We start from the raw sequence: 17,100 nt of genomic DNA, 5'->3' as shown, positions 1-17,100 counted from the left end.
CAGCTCCACCACACCGGAGGTCTTCGCCATGATCAAGCCCAGCGAGCGTCAACAACGCTCGTGATCAATACACCTAGTAACTGTCGTAGCCGGGCTTTCCGTCGGGACGGTAGATGCCGACCACGGTGCCGCTCTTCGTCGTCGAGACGCTGACCGGCTCCAGTGCCGTGGGGATCGCTCCGTCGGCGAACAGCCGCTTGCCGGTGCCGATGATCACCGGGTGGATGGTCAGCCGGTACTCGTCGACCAGGCCGTGCCGCATGAGGGTCTGGGCGAGGTCGCCGCTGCCGATGACGTTGATGTTGCCGCCGTCGGACGCCTTGAGCCCGCGTACGGCGTCGGCGACGTCGCCTTCCAGCAGCGTGGAGTTCCGCCACTCGAGGGAGGTCAGGGTCCGGGACGCCACGTACTTGTGCATGCTGTTCATGCGATCCGTGAACGGGTTGGCGGGGTCGGCGGTCGGCCAGTACGACGCGAAGATCTCGTACGTCTTGCGGCCCAGCAGCATCGCGTCGGAAGGCTCGTACCAGCCGGCGATGGCCGTGCCGACCGCTTCGTCGGTCACCGGTTTCTGCCAGCCGCCGTGCTCGAAGCCGCTGTGTACGTCCTCGTCCGGACCGCCCGGCGCCTGCATGACGCCGTCCAGCGTCAGGAACGTGCAGATGATGAGCTTGCGCATGGTGCGCTCCCTTCGTCGAAGGGTGGACCGCACGACCGACGAAAACTCACCGGAGAGCTTGGAGCGCGAAGGCGCCGGGGTGGGCGCCTTCGCGTGGAAGACGGCGGCGAGGAGAGCGAAGGAACTCGTTTCAGGAAAGGAGTTGAGAAGGAAGCCCCTTCATGGCCTCGCCGTGGGCAACGCTAGCACTCAGCTCGGGATCAAGTCGCGCAGATTTTCGAGGGTGATGATCCGCGAGTCCGGATGCAGTCCCTCGGGACGCTCGAGGCCGATGTACGTCACGGGCTCGTCCGGGACCGGGTCGCCGCCGTCCCACAGGTCCACGGCCGTGGTGTCGCCGGACATCAGGCCGACGAGGTACCACACCGTCAACTGCTCGCGCTCGACGAGGGCGCGCACCACCTTCGACACGGACAGCTGGTTCTCCTCGACCCGGTTGGCCGCCGAGACGCCCTTCAGATAGACGTGCAGCCACTTCGCGCGCCACCGGCCGTCGTCCCCGCGCCGGAACACCAGCGGCAGCGCCACCCGGCCCGTCCCGCGCAGCTCCGACTTCATCCGCACCGTGCGCGGCTCGAACGGCCGGCCCTTCTGCTCGCCGTCGCGCAGCATGAAGCCGAAGAACGATTCCTCGACCTCCTCGAAGCCTTCGCCGGCGTAGATGTTGACCTGCGGAACGATGAATGTGCTGCGCACCCGGTCCAGGGACAGGTTGATGAACTCCGAGGCCCCGTCGGGCGCCTCGGTGACGTCGCCCGAATGCTCGCCGCCCACGGCCTTGAGGGACGTGTAGGAGAGCCAGGAATCGGTGCTGTAGTCGGTGTGGAGAAGCAGGGCCGACAGGTCGTAGTCGGTGCGGTCCTCGGTCTGCTTCCAGTACACGAAGAAGCGCAGCTGTTCGCCGTCGACCGCGGAGACCGACCCTCGCGGCAGTACGCCCAGTCCGGCCGCGGTCGCCCGGCCGCTGAGCGGAAGGGCGACGTCGAGGACATCGGGGTCGAGCAGCAGCCGGCCCGGCGCCGGGAGCCGGCGACGCGTCTCGGCGTCGAGGGCGGCGATGAGTCGATCGCGGTCGGCGGCCGGTACGGGCGGCCGGAAGTCGGGGGTCACCCAGGCGCGGCCCCGGCGGTTGACGAAGATCCGGGGTTCGTCGCTCTCACGTGCCCGGTTGTGGAGGTGCTCGCGCACCGAGAGCACGACCCGGCCGGAGACGTGGGGAGCGACCTCCACCGCGGCGGCCACCACCGCGTCCCGTTCCTCCTGGCCGGCGGCGATGCGCAGCAGGAGGTCCAGGGCGCGGAACAGCTTGCCGGGAGCGGACTTCAGCAGCCGCACCGCACCGAGGATGTCGGACTCGTCGAGCAGTTCCTCGAGCCGGCTTTCGAAGGTCCGGGCCTCCTTCTCGCCCCGCGCGACCGCGAACACCTCGGCGGCGTGCGGCCAGCGCGGGTACTCGTGCGGGTGCAGGCGCTCCCCGAGCCGCTTGAAGGGCTCCCGGTGCGCGTGCACGTCGGCGAGCTTCGCGGGGTTCGCCGCGACGACGGCGTCCAGACCCGCGAGCAGCCCCCGGCGCAGCGGCCGCGGCAGCGTCCGGAACCGGGTCGGCTCCTTCAGAGTCACGTCGCCGCCCGACAGCGCGCAGGCCAGCCGCAGCACATCGGTGACGGTGTCGAGGAGGAGGTCCGCGCCGACGCCGAGCCGGGCCTCGTTGACGACCGCCCGGTTCTCGCGGACCGGGATGGCCTCCGGCTGGGGGCCCAGTGCGCACCGCTCGGCGAGGGTCTTGAGGTCGCGCAGGTCGTCCTCGCCCAGCGGGGTCGTGCTGCCGGCCAGGGCCAGGTACAGATCGGTGAGTTCGTCGTCCAGGTCCCGGCCGAGGTGGAGGACGGTGATCCGGTCGCCCGCCGACGCGATCAGTTCGTCCTGCGCCGCGAGCATTTCCTCGTACGTGTGCTGGTACCGGCCGTAGGCGGGGAGGCTGAGCAGGTTCAGCACCCCACGCCCCAGCTGCGTCAGCACGTTCTCGCGCGACTCCTCGTCGCCGAGCGCTTCGGCCACGCACCGCATCCAGAACTCTTCGGTGTCCGGCACGTTCGCCGGGAAGTCGATGAAGTACGAGTTGTGCCGGACGTGGTCGCCCACCATCTCGCTCACGGTGCGCAGCGTCCGCCTGGCGGTGTGCACGACCGCGGCCTCGGACAGTCCCGACAGCCGCTGCAGCAGCTCCGCCGAGAGCTTGAAGCCCACGGATGTCAGTGCCGCGTCGAACTGCCGCGCGGCGACAGCCCCGTCTCCGGCGGAGCCCTTCGGGGACGGGAGGCGGTGGGTGTGCCGAATGACCAGCGATTCGAAACTGTGCGCCATTCAGGGATGATCGCAGAGGTGCGCGGGCCGGCGCACAGGAGTTTTCGCCGCCCCGGTCGTTGCCGTCGGCCCTGAACAGCGGGCGGGCTGGAGCGAGTTCACTGGCCGGCACGGGCATCAGGGCCTCAGCAGTCCGCCCACCCACCAGTCGTGCGGTTCGCCGTCGTTCGCGATGCCGCGATGGCGCAGTGTCCCTTCGACGGTGAAGCCGAGTTTCTCGGCGACGCCACGCGAGCCGGTGTTCCCGGCCATGGCCCACCACTCGATGCGGTGGACGTCGAGGGTCGCCCATCCCCAATCGCACAGGGCCCGAGCGGCCTCCACCGAGTACCCGCGTCCGCGCTGTTCCTTGACCGCCCAGTAACCGAGCTCCCAGACGCCGCGGCTGATACGGGTCAGGCAGTACGAGCCGGCCAGGGCGCCGGTGTCCTTGCGGAACGCGCCGAAGGTGTAGTCCCTGTCCTCGGCCCACTGGGCGGGCAGCTTCTCGCCGATGAGATTCTCCGCGTCCGCACGCCGGTACGGCACCGGCACGGGTGTATAGAACTGGATGTCCTCGTCCTGGCAGGCTTCGTACACCGCGTCCACGTCGGCAGACGTGAAGGCCCGAAGCACCAGACGGTCGGTCTCGAGAGTCACCGGATCCATTGCGGCAGTATGAGCACCACCGGCAAGCAGCGACCAGCGAATATCCCCGCTCCGCGTGCAGTTGGGAGCCCAGGGCGAGCGTCGGCGCAGTGCCGCAGGGCGCTCACGCCTCACCGGGTGGGCGCCGGGGTGACCCGGGCCCGGGGCCACCGTGTCCGGGGGCGGGATGCGCCGTGTCGTCGCGGTCGAAGCCGAGCCGGTCGACGACTTCGACCACGCCGTCGACGCTGTCGCACAGCCGCACCATGATGGCGATCAGGCTCCTGCGCTCCACCGTGCCGCTGAGCGTCACCCGTCCATCGGTGACCTCGACGGTCAGTTCGGAGGGCGGCAGGCCGAGCGTCCGGACGATGATGTCCTCGAGGATCTCCTCCTGGATGGCGCGGTCCCTCCGCAGGAACAGGCGCACCAGGTCGCTCCGGCTGATCACGCCGATCAGGCGGCCGTCGTCGTCGACCACCGGCAGGCGCTTGACCTTGTGCTGCTCCATGGTCCGCGCGGCACGTACGGCGTGCCAGCCGGGCTCGGCGACCACGGCGGGGCTGGTCATCAGGTCCCCGGCGCTGTTCCCCGTGCCGCCGGACGTCTGCTTGCGCAGCAGGTCCGCCTCGGACACCACTCCGACCGGCCGGTCCCGGTCGTCGACCACCGGGACGGCGGTGATGTCGTACTCGTCGAGGACGCGCGCGATCTCCTTGAAGGCCGTGCCCGGCCGCACGCTCACCGCGGTGGGCGTCATCAGATCGCCCACACTGCGTTGTCTCATCGCTCAACGCCCTTCCCGTGCCGGAGGACCGGCCTCGCCGACGCGCCGGGCGCGCCGGGAGGCAGTGGCGTCCCGGCGCGCCCGACGGGGTTTCGGCAGAGATACCCGGCGGCTCCGCTCGCATCACGTACCGGCCCTCCTCCGCGTGGTCCTCGGTCCGGACGGAGTACTCCGTCCGGATGCCGGGCAGGCCGGGACCGGATGCCTCCTGTGGCTCTCGGGGGGTCCGCCATGCATACGGACGGTCGGAGTGTCTGCCCGGTTCGGCGCGGCCGTCGGCACAGCATGGTGGCCGTCACCCCCCACGGCCGGCCGGGCGAGGCACCGCAGTGCGCAGGGCACAGGCAGGCGACCGCAGCGTCCAAGGAGGCGAACGGTGTGAGCACCGACCGGGCCGATGCCGCGGCCGAACGGCTGATGCGTACGGCGCAGTACTTCTTCCCCGGCACGCAGTCACCCGACCGGCGCATGCTGTTCCGCGAGGGCGGCCGGGCGGCGGAGGAGTTCTACCGGGAGCGCTGGCGCCAGTCGTGCACGCCTGGAGCGTCCCGCTGTGGTATCTGTGGCGGCCGTTCGTCCTCTACCGCACCCGCACCGCCGCCCACCCCGCGGAACCCGGCACCAGCGGGCGCCGCTGGCGCCGCATCGGCGTCCGCTGCTGACCCCGGCCCGCACGGGCCCCGACGCGGAAACGGCAACCACGCCATGCGGAAACTCTCCCTCGACGCCAAGGCCCGCGAGCACCTGGAACGGGCCGCGGCCTCCTCCACGGGCCGCAGCGCCGAGACCCTCCACGGGCGTACGGACACACCACGGGCGGTACGTGGTCGTCGGGGCCGCTCGCGGGAGTGAGGCGGTGGCCGCAGGGCATCTGCTTCATGGACTCGTTCCGCCGCCCCCAGCGCCTCGTTCCCTTGATCCGACGGGAGACCCACGTGATCGTCGACGGCATACCGGCACCCGCCGCCCGTGGCTCCGGGCCCGGCGCGGTGGACGCCGAAGCCCGCAAGCAGCGCCTGCGCCGCCGTCTGGAGCGGTTGATCGGGGTGGCCGCCACCGAAGGCAACGAAATGGTGCCGCTGCGCAACGGCGACGAGATCTTCCCCGCGATGCTCGGCGCGATCCGTTCGGCACGGCACACGATCGACATGATGACGTTCGTCTACTGGCGCGGTCAGATCGCCCGCGACTTCGCGGCCGCGCTCGCCGACCGCGCCCGCGCGGGGGTACGGGTGCGTCTGCTGCTCGACGGCTTCGGGGCCAAGGAGATCGAACGGAGCCTGCTGGACCTCATGGAAGGTGCCGGGGTGCAGGTGGCCTGGTTCCGCAAACCCATTTGGCTGTCGCCGTTCAAGCAGAACCACCGCTGCCACCGCAAGGCCCTCGTCGTCGACGAACTGACCGCGTTCACCGGCGGCGTCGGCATCGCCGAGGAGTGGTGCGGCGACGCCCGCCACCCCGGCGAGTGGCGTGACACCCACGTCCAGGTGCGCGGCCCGGCCGTGGACGGTGTCGCCGCGGCGTTCGCGCAGAACTGGGCCGAGTGCCACGACGAACTCTTCGACGACCGCGACCGCTTCACCGAGCACCCGCAGACCGGCTCGTCGGTCGTGCAGGTGGTGCGCGGCTCCGCCAGTATCGGCTGGCAGGACATGCAGACCCTCATCCGGGTCATGCTCACCTCCGCCGAGGAGCGTTTCCGGCTGGCCACCGCCTACTTCGCGCCCGACGCCTACTTCGTCGACCTGCTGTGCCGCGCGGCCGGCCGGGACGTACGCGTGGAGATCCTGCTCCCCGGGCCGCACACCGACCAGCGTGCCTGTCAGCTCGCCGGCCAGCACCACTACACGCGACTGCTGGAGGCCGGGGTGCATATCCGCCAGTACCAGCCGACGATGATGCACGCCAAGATCATGACGGTGGACTCGGTGGCCTCCCTCATCGGATCCACCAATTTCAACCGCCGCTCCATGGACCACGACGAAGAGGTCATGCTGGCGGTCCTGGACGAGACGTTCACCGCCGCGCTCGACCGTGACTTCGAAGCCGACCTGGAGCGCAGCGTGGCCATCGACCTGGACCGGTGGAAGCGGCGGGCGGTGCTGCAGCGCGCCAAGGAAGCCGCCGTCACGCCCATCCGCCGCTTCCTGTGAGCGACGCGGCACCGAGGAACGCCTGCGGCCGGAAGGCCGCCCGGAGGGTCCGAAAGCGAGCGCCCGCGGACCACGCCCGGCGGCCGCGCAGCGTCGGCGCCGTGGGTGGCAGGGGCGCGGGTCGCGACTTACGGTGAACAGACGGGCGTGCCCGCGGGTGCCCGCTTCGGCCCGCGCCCGAGGTGGGCGGCGTGAAACCGCGTCCCGGAGAGGCCGGCGTTCCCCGGGGGCACCCGCCGGAGCCGGCGCGGTCGCGCGGCAGAGCGGGCCCGGAGCCGTCGAACCCGCCAAGGAGCAGGCATGAAGGTAGCCATCGTGGGGGTCGGCGCCGTCGGGTCGGCCACCGCTCTGTCCCTGGTGGAACGCGGGGGAACCTGCCGGGAGATCGTGCTGGTCGACCGCGACACGGCCCGCGCCGACGGGGTGGCCGCCGACCTGCGCTACGCCGCTCCGCTGTCACCCACGGTCGACGTGCGCTCCGGCGGTTACGGCGACCTCGCGGACGCGGCGGTCGTCGTCATCACCGCGGGCATCAACGAGAAGGCCGGCGGCGCCACCGACCGGTCCGAGTCCCAGGGGCGTCTGCGGCTGCTGGACACCAACGCCAAGGTCTTCGCCGACATCGTCCCCCGGGTGGTCGCGGCCTCGCCGCAGGCGGTGCTCATGGTGGTGACCGACCCGCCGGACCCGCTGGCCGACCTCACCCGTCACCTCGCCGGACACGACCGGGTGTTCTCCACCGGCACGCTCATCGACAGTCTCCGCTTCCGGGTGCAACTCGCCGACCGCCTGCGGGTGCGGCCACGTGACGTGCAGGCCCTCGTGGTGGGCGAACACGGCACTTCCGAAGTGCTGTTGTGGTCCTCGGCGGCCGTCGGGGGCATCCCCGTCACCGAGCTGCTGATCCAGGACGGCGTGCCGGTCGAGGACGTACGCGAAGAGGTCGAGAACGACATCCGGTACGCCAACATCACCATCATCGAGGGCACCGGGGCGAGCCAGTACGGCATCGGCGCCGTCTCCGCCCGTCTGGTCGAGGCGGTCCTGCGAGACGAACGCGCGGTGCTGCCCGTGGCCGCGTACTCCCCGGATCACCAGGTCACGCTGTCCCTGTCCAGCGTCCTCGGAGCCGGCGGGGTCCAGCAGACGCACCAGCCGGCCATGACGCGCGAGGAGCGGCGCGCCCTGGACAAGAGCGTGCGGATCCTGCGCGAAGCCGCCGAACGGGCCATCGCGACCGGAACGGCCTGACCGCGACAGGGCCCGGGCGAGGCGGCCTCGCGGCGTCGGTCCGCCCGGCCGTCACGGCAGGATCGCGATGGCGCTCGACCAGTTCAGGCCGAGCCGTTCCTGTGACGCCATGTGCAGGAACTGGAACGCTTCCAGCTCGCGTGCCCGGCGCAGCGGCCCCACGTCCAAGGGGCGCAGCCCCGCGGAGGAGACCAGGGCGGAGACGGTCTGCTTCGCCGTGTCGTCGTCTCCGGCGATGAAGACGTCGAGCGGCCGGCCGGCCACCTGTCCCTCGGTGAGCGGCCCGGCGAAGGTGGTGTTGAAGGCTTTGACCACCCGGCTCTCCGGTACGGCGGCCGCGATCTGCTCGGCGGCGGAAGTGCCCGGGGGCACGGTGAGCGAGTCGAAGGTGGTGAAGTCCACCGGGTTGGAGATGTCGACGACGGTCTTCCCTGCCAGGGCGTCGGCCCACGCGGCGGCGACCTCGTGTCCGGCCGGATGGGGCAGGGCGAGCACGACGATGTCGGAATCGCCCACCGCATCGGGTCCGACCGCGGTGACGTCCGCTTCGGGTGCGGCCTGGCTCAGCGCGGTGGCCAGTTCCTCCGCCTTGGCTCGCGTCCGGTCGTGCAGGCGGACGGAGTGCCCGCCCGCCAATGCCCGGGTGCCGATGCCGCGGGCCATGTTCCCGGCGCCGACGATGGTGACGATCATGTCCGGCTCCTCGATGGACGTCAGATGCGTTCCACCCTCACATCCCCCCTCTGCCGCTGCCACCGACCGGCCTCCTTCCGGCTGACGCCGCATGCCGTCCGGACGGGGGAAAGAGGAACTCCTCGATCCGCAGGCCGGCGAGGGTGCGCATGGCGGCCCGCGGCAGGGTGTCCGGCGCGGCCACCACCACACACCGGTCGTCGTAGAGACGCTCGCGCGGATACGGCGATGCGTGTCCCTCGGAGTTCAGGACGACGTCCCCGCCCCCTTCTGTGAAGGTGGCCTCGGTCGGCACCGTGATCGTCCGCACGCGCAGGGTTGCGCGCGGAGCGCGCTCGGCGACGAGCCGGGTCAGCCGGGGCCCGACGACGAACGCCGTGCTGTTCGTCATGGTGACGGTGATGACCCGCTCGTCCGTAGCGGGGGCGAAGGAGGGGAAGCCGACGATCCGCGCCGCCTGTTGCGGTGTGCTGCGCAGCGGCGCGATCAGCTCCAGCGTCACGATCGCAGGGGTGCCGTTGCCCTTTCCCGCGGCACTGGTCATGCGCTTCGCGCTTCCCCTTCCGTTTCGGTCCTGGGCGAAGCGTGGCCTTATGCGGTGGGCGGGCCGGTCCTCCAACCCGGTGCGACGTGCCTGGTCTTGTCAGCCGGCCGCTGGGGCGAGGACGGTGCGGTCGAACGGGCCGCCGTGTGAGGCGGCGTACGTGACGGCGTCGTTGACGGCGTCGAGGCCGAAGACCCGGACCCGTTCGGGGGCGAGGTCCAGGGCGCCCGAGGCGATCAGCCGGACGATGCCGACGTTCGCCGTACGCGGGTACATCCACTGGCCGCGCACGGTGACCGAATTGCGCATGATCCACGGGTACGGGAGCGCGAGGTCGTCGCCACCGAGCATGCCGACGCCGCCCATGAGAACGACGCGGCCGTACTCGCGTACGGTCATGGCGGCCGTGCGCGCCACCGAACTCGGTGCGTTCGGCGGCAGCAGGTCGATCACCATGTCGACCGGGCCGTCGGCCGCCGCGGACATCGCCGCGCGGTCGGCGGCCTCCTCCCCGGTCAGCGGGACCGGGCGCACCCGCGAGCCGAACCTGCCGGCCAGGAGGTCGAGCGCGGCCCGGTTGCGGCCCGGGGCGACGACGCGGCCCGCTCCCATGGCGAGCGCGACCGCGACCGCACTGCTGCCGAGGTTGCCGGTCGCACCGCTGACGAGCAGCGTCTCACCCGCCGCGAGCCCGCCGGCCAGCAGACCGCCGTACGGGATGACGTGCACGCCGAGCGCGGCCCAGCGGGCCGGGTCCTCCCCCGCCGCCGCGGGCAGCGGGAAGACGTTCTCCGTCGGGACCCGCATGAGCTCGGCGAACGAACCGTCGTGCAGATACCGGGCGAGCCGCGCACCGCCCTCACCGCGCGAACTCCAGCCCTGGAGCGTGATGTCGGGCGTCAGGGCGTCGTCCCGCGAGCGCACCGTGCAGTCGCACCACACCAGGTCGCCGGGGCGCAGCCGGGTGGCGTCCGGGCCCGCGTGGACCACCCGTCCCACCCCGCCGATCCCGGGCACCACGGGAGGGACCAGGGGGTAGTTCCGCTCACCGCTGAAGACCTCGGCCGCGTACGGGGCCACACAGCCGGCGAGCACCTCGACCACCACCTCGCCACCGCCGGCCTCGGGGTCGGGCACCTCCCGCACCGTGAGCGGGACCCCGAACCTCGTCAGAACCGCTGCCCGCACCGATGACCTCCGTGTTCGTCCGTGTCCGTCACGACCGACACTAGGAGCCCGGCAGGCATGCGGGAAGCGACGGTCCCGCATCCGTGGTATGCGTAAGCCGCATGGACATCTCCAGCACAGGCCTGCGGGTCCTGCGGCAGATCGCCGAGTCCGGCAGCTTCACCGCGGCGGCCACCCGGCTCGGCTACACCCAGTCGGCGGTCTCACGCCAGGCCGCCTCCCTCGAACGAAGCGCGGGCACCGCCCTGTTCGAACGGCACCCCGACGGAGTGCGGCTCACCCCAGCGGGGCTGACCCTGCTGCGCCACGCTCGCACGATCCTGGACTGCCTCACGGCGGCCGAGCGCGACCTCACCGGCACCGCCGCGCGGACCGAACTGGTGCGGCTGGGACTGTTCCTGAGCGCGGGCGCGGCCCTCCTGCCCCCCTCGCTCAGCCGCCTCGCGGCGACCGACCCGCAGATCACCGTCACCACCACCGAGGGGACCACGCCCTCCCTGATCCGGGCACTGCGCGCGGGTTCGATCGACCTCGCCGTGCTGACCTCCCGCCCGCCGCACCGGCCCCTGGACGGCGAGTCGCCCCGCCTGCACGCCGAGACCGTCGCGGACACCGAACTGGTCGTGGCGGCGCCTTCGACCGGAGAGTTCGCCGGCCGCACCGCGGTGCACGTCGACGAGCTGGTCGACGCCCCGTGGGTCGCCACCCCGGCGTCCCGCTCCGAGCCCCTGCTCGGCGTCTGGCCCGGCCTGCCCGGACGTCCGCGCATCGTCCACCGCGCACGGGACTGGCTGACGAAGCTGCAGCTGGTCGCCGGCGGCTTCGGGGTGACGACCGTGCCCTTGCGGCTCTCGCCCGTGCTGCCGCCCGGGGTGAGCCTGCTGCACGTCGAGGGCGCACCCCCCGAGATCCGCCGCGTCCTCGTGGCGCGGCTCCCCGGCCGCCCGGCTCCGGCGATCACCGCCGTCGCCCGGGCGATCGCCTCGACCGCCTGATCCGTGCGGCCGCGACGGAGAGGCGCGCCACCTGCGGACCGCGCTACCCGCGGACCCCGCCACCGGCAGACCGCTTCACCGGCGGACCGCCGAGATCAGTCCGCCGGGCCGCTCCTCGCGCCGCGGCGGGGTGCTGATCGGGCGGCCGTAGGCGGCAGCGCGCTCGCGCAGGGTGTGGCAACTGGCCTCCCAGCCGTGCCCGGCCAGCCAGCCCACCGGGTCGTCGGGCATCTCCGAGACCCACATGGAAGCCGCCGAACCCTGCACGGCGTCCGCGCCGAAGCGCTCGATCACGCCGCGCGAGCCCAGCGTCAGCCCCATCCGGCTGCCCGGGGCCGACTGCGCGCCGATCCGGGCCAGCAGCAGGTCCACCGCGTCCTCGGGCAGATAGATCAGCAGTCCTTCGGCGATCCACACGGTCGGCGCGGCCGGGTCGTGCCCCGCGGCGGCCAGCGCACCCGGCCAGTCCTCGCGCAGATCCACCGCGACGGTGATCCGCTCGCAGCGCGCGACGGCCCCCTCCTGGCGCAGCACCGAGGCCTTGAAGTCCAGTGGCGCGGCGGTGTCGACCTCGAACAGCCGGGTGCCCTCCGGCCAGTCCATCCGGTAGGCGCGGCTGTCCATGCCGGCGCCGAGCAGCACGACCTGCCGGATCCCGGACGCGGAGGACCGCAGCAACAGGTCGTCGAGGAACTTGGTCCTGATGACGATGGAGAACGACACGGCCAGCCGGCGGAGTCGCGCGGCCTCGTCGCCCGGGAGCGGCGGCGAGGAGGGCCACAGGCCGCCGGCGGCGGCGAAGGCCCGTGCCAGTAGATCGCGGAACAGTGCGTTCTCCCGCTCGCTCTCCAAGGCCCGCACCCTGGCCACTCCCACCGCCGTGGCCCACACTCCCGACGGCTGCACCCGCTCCTGCTCATCAGTCACCGCGCCAGCCTAAATGACCGCAGCGCCCCACAGCGGCCGAGCGCCGACGCGACCTGACCACGCAAGTCCCGCCCATGCCAGACCAGTTCACCGCCACCGCCACCGCGCAAGGGTCCTGCGGTGCGCCGGAACGGCCGCCGGGTGCGGCCCGTCTGAACAGGCATGGGTCTGAACAGGCGAGCGGGACATGAGGGAACCGGGCTCGGAGCGATCACCCCGGCGGCTGTGCGGTGCTGCGTTTCGGGTGTCGTCGCCATGCTCGTCCTGGTGGCGGCCGGCGGGTGCACGAGCACGAGCCGTGCCCAGCCGGGCGCGGCGGGGGTGGGCGACCGCCTCTTTCCCACGCTGGGCAATGGCGGTTACGACGTCACGCACTACGACCTGAAGCTGGAGTACGTCCCTGAGACGAACCACCTCCAGGGAAGCGCGGTCATCACCGCGCGTGCGACGCGGAACCTGCGCAGTCTCAACCTGGACTTCGCGGGGATGAAGGTGCGGAACACCAAGGTGAACGGTGCCGACGCCGCCTTCGGTCGCGCGAAGAACGAGTTGACGGTCACGCCGGCGAAAACCCTCCGGAAGGGCGAGTCCTTCCAGGCGCGGGTCACCTACGACGGTACGCCCCGCACGATTGACGGGGACGAAGGATGGATCGAGACGGACGACGGCTCGACGGCCCTGGGCCAGCCGGTGGGCTCCATGGTCTGGTTCCCGGGCAACCACCATCCCTCCGACAAGGCCTCCTACGACATCACGGTCAGTGTTCCGAAGGACGAATCCGGTGATTTCTACGATGTCGTCGCCAACGGAGAGCTGATCGGCCAGAAGGACGAGGGTGACCGGCTCACCAGCCACTGGCGCAGCAAGGAGCCCATGGCGAGCTACCTCGCCAACGTCTCCGTCGGCTATTTCGAGGTGACCAAGGGCCGTACCCGCAGCGGTGTGCCCTTCTGCATCGCCGTGGATCCGGATGAGGCGAAGCACACGGAGGTGCTGACCCGGCTGGTTCCGCGGGTCACCGACTGGGCGATCGGGAATTTCGGTCCGTACCCCTTCTCGTCCACGGGCGCCGTGCTGGATCACCATCCTGGTCTCGGCTACGCCCTGGAGACGCAGACCAAGCCGTACTTCGACTCGGTGCCCGACGAGAAGCTGATGGTGCATGAACTGGCGCACCAGTGGTTCGGCAATTCGGTCACTCCGAAGAAGTGGAAGGACGTCTGGCTGAACGAGGGGCTTGCCACCTACGCCGAATGGCTCTGGGACGAGCAGCAGGGGCACGAGCCGGCGCGGACCACCTTCATGTCGTACTACCGGGGCACTCATCCCGAGAGCGACGGCATCTGGGACTTTCCTCCGGCGGATCCGCCCAGTGCGGAGGAGGTGCTGGACCCTCCCGTCTACGGGCGTGGCGCCATGGTGATCCACAAGCTCCGTGAAGCGGTGGGCGACGAGGTCTTCTTCCGGATCCTCAGGACCTGGACCAAGCAGCATCGCCACGCCAACGCCGACACCGGTCAGTTCATCGCCCTGTGCGAGCAGATGTCGGGGAAGGACCTCTCCAAGGTCTTCGACGTCTGGCTGTTCGGCAGGCACAAACCGTCGCACCCGTGAGTGGCTGTGCCCGTCAGCGGTGGCTCAGCACGTTGACCACCCTGCCACTGGGGTCGCGGACGAAGAACCGCCGCACGCCCCACTCCTCGTCCTGCAAGGGGTGGACGATCTCCGCGCCGCTCCCCCGCATGACCGCGTAGGCCGCGTCCACGTCGTCCACCTCGATGCTCATGTCGGGGACGACGGGCGCGGTCTTGTCGTTCGTCATGACGCTGATCTGCGCTGCCGGGCCGGCCGGGGAGGCGAGCGTCACGATCCAGCCGTGGTTCATGACCTCTTCGAGGCCGAGCAGGCCGTAGAAGTCCCGGCTCTCCTGAACGGCTTGCGACTGGATGTTGGGCACGACGCGGCGAACGGTCATCGATGACTCCAGACAAAGGCGGGGCTTCTCAGGTGGCGATGGTAGCCAGGCCGGCGATGCCTACGACATAGATGACGACCGCGGCGATGCTGTCGATGCCCAAGCGGGCGTGCCGGCGGCGGGGACGGAAGATCAGGCCTGCCATGTAGACGACGGTCAGGATGATGCCGAGGGCGGTGAGGTAGATGTCCGTGTCGTGGGCGGCGGGGAGCACCGGCTTGCCGGAGATCACGGTGGCGAGCAGGAACAGTACGGGCAGGAAGGCGTTGCCGCCGAAGATGTCGCTGATGGCGAGCTGGTAGTCGCCCATCTTGGTGGAGGTCAGGCCCGTACTCACCTCAGGCAGCGAGGTGGCCGCGGCCAGCACGGTCGCACCGAACAGCACCCCGCTCAGTCCCTGTCGGGCGAAGAACTCCTCGCCGCTGCGCTCGATCACCACGCCCGCCACCAGCGTGGCCAGCGCGGACACACCGAACACGAGGGCGGCCCGGGCGGTGGTCACGCCCTTGTCACTGGCCGCCTTCTCCTTCTTCCCCTTGGAGTGACCGCGCGGCTCGGGCTGACTGTCCGGCGCGTCGCCGCCCTCCCGCCACGGCAGGCCCCGCCCGGCCCGGTTCAACAGGATCAGTCCTACGACCCACAGCGCGGCGATCGCCACCGAGGCGGGGGCCAGGCGCGCGGCGCGCAGTGCGGGAGAGAGCTGGGTGCCCATCACCACGACGGCCAGGACGACCACCACCAGGGCGCCTTCCAGGACCAGTTGCAGGCTGGCAGCCAGCCGGGTGAGTGGGGCGCGCGGGCGTACACCGGCCGCGTCCAGGACCGCGAGGACGACGGTCTGAACGGCGATGCCGCCCAGGATGTTGCCCACGGCGACGTCGAGTTGGCCGGCCATCGCCGCGCTCGCGGTGATGGCGATCTCGGGCAGGTTCGTCGCTATGGCCAGCAGGACGAGTCCGCCGAGCGCACTTCCCAGGTGGAGCCGCTCGGCGAGCACGTCCGTGCTGTCCGACAGTTTGATTCCCGCAACCCAGATGACGGCCGCGCTGGCGAGGAACAGCACCAGCAGCACCGGCGAACCCAAAGATCCCATGGCCCGCTGAGTACCCGGCGGTCGGGGAAGGAACCTGACGGCTTCGGCGCGCTAATGACATGCCCCGGGGCTGCGGGGCGACGCCGGCCGGCTGCGGGGCGTCGCCGGCCGGTCAACGGCGGTTTCGGGCCACTGCGGCGGCCACGCCGAGCGCGGTGGCCGCGGTGAGGGCGGGAATGAGGCCGCGGCGTCGCTGTGACAGCCACAGCAGGGGGTCGTGGGCGTGTGCCTGGTCGTCGAAGACGCCGTGGGCGCCGCGGTCGGTGCGGGCGTCGGCGGGCTGGTGGAGGTTGGGCTCCCAGCGGGGCAGGTCCCTGTCGGTCTGCTGACCGCCCACGCCCTTGCGGGCCAGGTAGATGTCCAGAAGCTTGGGTGCCAGGCGTTCACCGAGGATGGTGTAGGCGGTGGACAGGCCGACCCACATGTTGCGGCGGGGGTGTTCGGCGAGGAAGACGATGCCCTTGGCGGGCAGTTCGGGCTGGAAGACGGGCGGCACGGGCATGGGGTGCTTCGGCATCCGGCTGAGGTTCCAGTTGAACTGCGGGGTGTTCAGGCCGGGCAGCTGGATCATGCAGACCTTGACGTCGCTGCGCTCGTGGAGCAGTTCGGTCATCACCGACTCGCTGAAGCCCTTGACGGCGTGTTTGGCACCGCAGTAGGCGGACTGCAGGGGGATGGAACGGTAGGCCATGGCCGAGCCGACGTTGACGACGACTCCCCGGTCGCGCGGCCGCATGCGCTCGAGGGCGGCCCTGGTGCCGTTGACCTGGCCCAGGTAGGTGACCTGGGTCATGCGCTCGTACTCCTCCGGTGAGGTGTCCCAGAAGAAGGCGAGCGAGCCGGCGAAGGCCGCGTTGACCCACACGTCGATCTCGCCGAGTTCGTCCTCGATCCGCTCGGCGGCCGCTCGTACGGCGGTGTGGTCGGCGACGTCGGTGGGGATGCCCAGCGCGCTGCCCCCGGCGGCCTCCACGTCGGCGACCGCGCCGTCCAGCCCGGCCTGCCCGCGGGCGAGCACCGCCACGTCGTAGCCGCGGGCGGCGAACTCGCGCACGGTGGCACGGCCCACCCCGGCGGTCCCGCCGGTCACCACGGCAAGCCTTCGCCCTGTCCTGCTCGGCATGAGTGATCCGTCTCCCTGCTTCCGGGGTGGCCGGCGGCGCCTGCGCTGTCGGGGTTCTCTGGGTACCCGCGGCGCGGAGGCGCGCAAACGGATCGCCGGGCGAAGGTGTGAATCCGGTGGGCCGCACTGACGCCGGACGCCGGCCCCGTCTGCGCCGCGTTGCCGGACCCGTCCACCGGGGGCTGTAATCACGCGGATTCCGCGGTGGGGAGGGAGTTCCTGTCGAGGGGTGTACCGGCGGAGCACGTACCGAGGGCGAACGCGCGGTGGGCGAACTCGGTTGCGGGTCAAGCAGTTTGTGATACGTTCGCCGCCGCCGTGCATCGCTGCGAACCGAGGAGGTGAGACCGATCAACGCTGTGACAGGTCGGGACTCCCTCTCTCGCATGGTCTGGGGAGTGCCCGCAGAAGGCATCCCGAAAGGCTCGAAACGCTATGCGCTTCACCTCGCAGACGTCGTCCGACGGCGTGACCGAACAGCTCTTCACCCTCGGTGAGATTCCCGGCGTGTTGTGGACGCCGGAAGGCGCCGCCGGTACCCGTCCGCTGATCCTGATGGGACACGGCGGCGGCCGGCACAAGAAGGCACCCGACATGGTGGTCCGCGCGCGCCGCCTCGTGACCGAGTGCGGTTTCGCGGTGGCGGCGGTCGACGTGCCCGGCCATGGCGAACGGCCGATGGACGAGAGGTACGACCGGAT

At 71.3% G+C, this 17,100-nt stretch carries 17 protein-coding genes and 1 pseudogene; 7 read left to right on the top strand and 11 right to left on the bottom strand.

Annotation, left to right across the window (positions count from 1 at the left end):
- Positions 1–73: 73 nt before the first annotated feature.
- The 4 genes from IE249_RS24485 to IE249_RS24470 form a co-directional block, all read right to left on the bottom strand.
- Positions 74–679 (bottom strand): dihydrofolate reductase family protein, encoded by a 606-nt coding sequence (locus tag IE249_RS24485; RefSeq protein ID WP_189707913.1) that lies wholly within the window; start codon positions 677–679, stop codon positions 74–76.
- Positions 680–868: 189 nt separating this feature from the next.
- Positions 869–3,043, bottom strand: coding sequence for a TerD family protein (locus IE249_RS24480; protein ID WP_189707911.1), 2,175 nt, complete (start codon positions 3,041–3,043; stop codon positions 869–871).
- A gap of 117 nt (positions 3,044–3,160) precedes the next feature.
- On the bottom strand, positions 3,161–3,691 hold the full coding sequence (locus IE249_RS24475) for a GNAT family N-acetyltransferase (protein WP_189707909.1): 531 nt from the start codon (positions 3,689–3,691) through the stop codon (positions 3,161–3,163).
- A gap of 103 nt (positions 3,692–3,794) precedes the next feature.
- A complete protein-coding gene (locus IE249_RS24470) occupies positions 3,795–4,457 on the bottom strand; it encodes a CBS domain-containing protein (protein WP_189707908.1) in 663 nt (220 codons plus the stop codon).
- Between the two features lie 530 nt (positions 4,458–4,987).
- Here IE249_RS24470 and IE249_RS24465 point away from each other — a divergent pair.
- The 4 genes from IE249_RS24465 to IE249_RS24450 all read left to right on the top strand — a co-directional run bounded on the left by IE249_RS24465 (position 4,988) and on the right by IE249_RS24450 (position 7,861).
- Positions 4,988–5,119, top strand: a complete 132-nt coding sequence (locus IE249_RS24465) for a respiratory nitrate reductase subunit gamma (RefSeq protein WP_229859198.1) — start codon at positions 4,988–4,990, stop codon at positions 5,117–5,119.
- Positions 5,120–5,162: 43 nt separating this feature from the next.
- The gene (locus IE249_RS40095) at positions 5,163–5,309 is read left to right on the top strand and encodes a hypothetical protein (RefSeq protein WP_229859197.1); all 147 of its coding nucleotides are present in this window, start codon (positions 5,163–5,165) and stop codon (positions 5,307–5,309) included.
- An 83-nt stretch (positions 5,310–5,392) separates the two neighbouring features.
- Positions 5,393–6,610 (top strand): phospholipase D-like domain-containing protein, encoded by a 1,218-nt coding sequence (locus IE249_RS24455; protein ID WP_189707906.1) that lies wholly within the window; start codon positions 5,393–5,395, stop codon positions 6,608–6,610.
- 300 nt (positions 6,611–6,910) lie between these two features.
- A complete protein-coding gene (locus IE249_RS24450; RefSeq protein WP_189707904.1) occupies positions 6,911–7,861 on the top strand; it encodes a lactate/malate family dehydrogenase in 951 nt (316 codons plus the stop codon).
- A gap of 51 nt (positions 7,862–7,912) precedes the next feature.
- Here IE249_RS24450 and IE249_RS24445 read toward each other — a convergent pair whose 3' ends face one another.
- The 3 genes from IE249_RS24445 to IE249_RS24435 form a co-directional block, all read right to left on the bottom strand.
- Positions 7,913–8,554: an NADPH-dependent F420 reductase gene (locus IE249_RS24445; RefSeq protein ID WP_189707902.1), complete on the bottom strand. Its 642-nt coding sequence runs from the start codon at positions 8,552–8,554 to the stop codon at positions 7,913–7,915.
- Between the two features lie 37 nt (positions 8,555–8,591).
- Positions 8,592–9,098 carry a type 2 periplasmic-binding domain-containing protein gene (locus IE249_RS24440; RefSeq protein ID WP_229859195.1) on the bottom strand — a complete coding sequence of 169 codons (507 nt, stop codon included), beginning with the start codon at positions 9,096–9,098 and terminating at the stop codon, positions 8,592–8,594.
- Positions 9,099–9,197: 99 nt separating this feature from the next.
- Positions 9,198–10,286, bottom strand: a complete 1,089-nt coding sequence (locus tag IE249_RS24435) for an alcohol dehydrogenase catalytic domain-containing protein (protein WP_189707900.1) — start codon at positions 10,284–10,286, stop codon at positions 9,198–9,200.
- Between the two features lie 101 nt (positions 10,287–10,387).
- On the opposite strand from IE249_RS24435, the gene IE249_RS24430 reads away from it, so the two are divergent.
- On the top strand, positions 10,388–11,281 hold the full coding sequence (locus tag IE249_RS24430) for a LysR family transcriptional regulator (RefSeq protein WP_189707898.1): 894 nt from the start codon (positions 10,388–10,390) through the stop codon (positions 11,279–11,281).
- A gap of 75 nt (positions 11,282–11,356) precedes the next feature.
- On the opposite strand, the gene IE249_RS24425 is transcribed toward IE249_RS24430, so the two are convergent.
- Complete coding sequence (locus IE249_RS24425; RefSeq protein ID WP_189707955.1) at positions 11,357–12,172, bottom strand: class I SAM-dependent methyltransferase; 816 nt, start codon at positions 12,170–12,172, stop codon at positions 11,357–11,359.
- Between the two features lie 291 nt (positions 12,173–12,463).
- On the opposite strand from IE249_RS24425, the gene IE249_RS24420 reads away from it, so the two are divergent.
- Complete coding sequence (locus IE249_RS24420) at positions 12,464–13,822, top strand: M1 family metallopeptidase (RefSeq protein ID WP_229859193.1); 1,359 nt, start codon at positions 12,464–12,466, stop codon at positions 13,820–13,822.
- A gap of 13 nt (positions 13,823–13,835) precedes the next feature.
- On the opposite strand, the gene IE249_RS24415 is transcribed toward IE249_RS24420, so the two are convergent.
- From IE249_RS24415 to IE249_RS24405, 3 genes are all read right to left on the bottom strand, one after another.
- Positions 13,836–14,183 carry a VOC family protein gene (locus IE249_RS24415; protein ID WP_189707895.1) on the bottom strand — a complete coding sequence of 116 codons (348 nt, stop codon included), beginning with the start codon at positions 14,181–14,183 and terminating at the stop codon, positions 13,836–13,838.
- 28 nt (positions 14,184–14,211) lie between these two features.
- Positions 14,212–15,276, bottom strand: coding sequence for a sodium:calcium antiporter (locus IE249_RS24410; protein WP_189707893.1), 1,065 nt, complete (start codon positions 15,274–15,276; stop codon positions 14,212–14,214).
- A gap of 112 nt (positions 15,277–15,388) precedes the next feature.
- Positions 15,389–16,399 carry an SDR family oxidoreductase gene (locus IE249_RS24405; protein WP_189707891.1) on the bottom strand — a complete coding sequence of 337 codons (1,011 nt, stop codon included), beginning with the start codon at positions 16,397–16,399 and terminating at the stop codon, positions 15,389–15,391.
- Positions 16,400–16,834: 435 nt separating this feature from the next.
- On the opposite strand from IE249_RS24405, the pseudogene IE249_RS38380 reads away from it, so the two are divergent.
- Positions 16,835–17,100 (top strand): annotated as a pseudogene (locus IE249_RS38380) (alpha/beta hydrolase); the annotation flags it as partial.

This window comes from Streptomyces anandii JCM 4720 (genome assembly GCF_014650655.1).
Lineage (GTDB): Bacteria > Actinomycetota > Actinomycetes > Streptomycetales > Streptomycetaceae > Streptomyces > Streptomyces anandii.
Note: the sequence above shows the minus strand (reverse complement) of the source record. Positions and strands in the feature narration are given on the sequence as shown.

Excerpts from the sequence above, each read along its gene's own strand:
- IE249_RS24485 (WP_189707913.1), bottom strand. The coding sequence starts at position 679 with ATGCGCAAGCTCATCATCTGCACGTTCCTGACGCTGGACGGCGTCATG.
- IE249_RS24480 (WP_189707911.1), bottom strand. The coding sequence starts at position 3,043 with ATGGCGCACAGTTTCGAATCGCTGGTCATTCGGCACACCCACCGCCTC.
- IE249_RS24475 (WP_189707909.1), bottom strand. The coding sequence starts at position 3,691 with ATGGATCCGGTGACTCTCGAGACCGACCGTCTGGTGCTTCGGGCCTTC.
- IE249_RS24470 (WP_189707908.1), bottom strand. The coding sequence starts at position 4,457 with ATGAGACAACGCAGTGTGGGCGATCTGATGACGCCCACCGCGGTGAGC.
- IE249_RS40095 (WP_229859197.1), top strand. The coding sequence starts at position 5,163 with ATGCGGAAACTCTCCCTCGACGCCAAGGCCCGCGAGCACCTGGAACGG.
- IE249_RS24450 (WP_189707904.1), top strand. The coding sequence starts at position 6,911 with ATGAAGGTAGCCATCGTGGGGGTCGGCGCCGTCGGGTCGGCCACCGCT.
- IE249_RS24445 (WP_189707902.1), bottom strand. The coding sequence starts at position 8,554 with ATGATCGTCACCATCGTCGGCGCCGGGAACATGGCCCGCGGCATCGGC.
- IE249_RS24440 (WP_229859195.1), bottom strand. The coding sequence starts at position 9,098 with ATGACCAGTGCCGCGGGAAAGGGCAACGGCACCCCTGCGATCGTGACG.
- IE249_RS24430 (WP_189707898.1), top strand. The coding sequence starts at position 10,388 with ATGGACATCTCCAGCACAGGCCTGCGGGTCCTGCGGCAGATCGCCGAG.
- IE249_RS24420 (WP_229859193.1), top strand. The coding sequence starts at position 12,464 with ATGCTCGTCCTGGTGGCGGCCGGCGGGTGCACGAGCACGAGCCGTGCC.
- IE249_RS24415 (WP_189707895.1), bottom strand. The coding sequence starts at position 14,183 with ATGACCGTTCGCCGCGTCGTGCCCAACATCCAGTCGCAAGCCGTTCAG.
- IE249_RS24410 (WP_189707893.1), bottom strand. The coding sequence starts at position 15,276 with ATGGGATCTTTGGGTTCGCCGGTGCTGCTGGTGCTGTTCCTCGCCAGC.
- IE249_RS24405 (WP_189707891.1), bottom strand. The coding sequence starts at position 16,399 with ATGCCGAGCAGGACAGGGCGAAGGCTTGCCGTGGTGACCGGCGGGACC.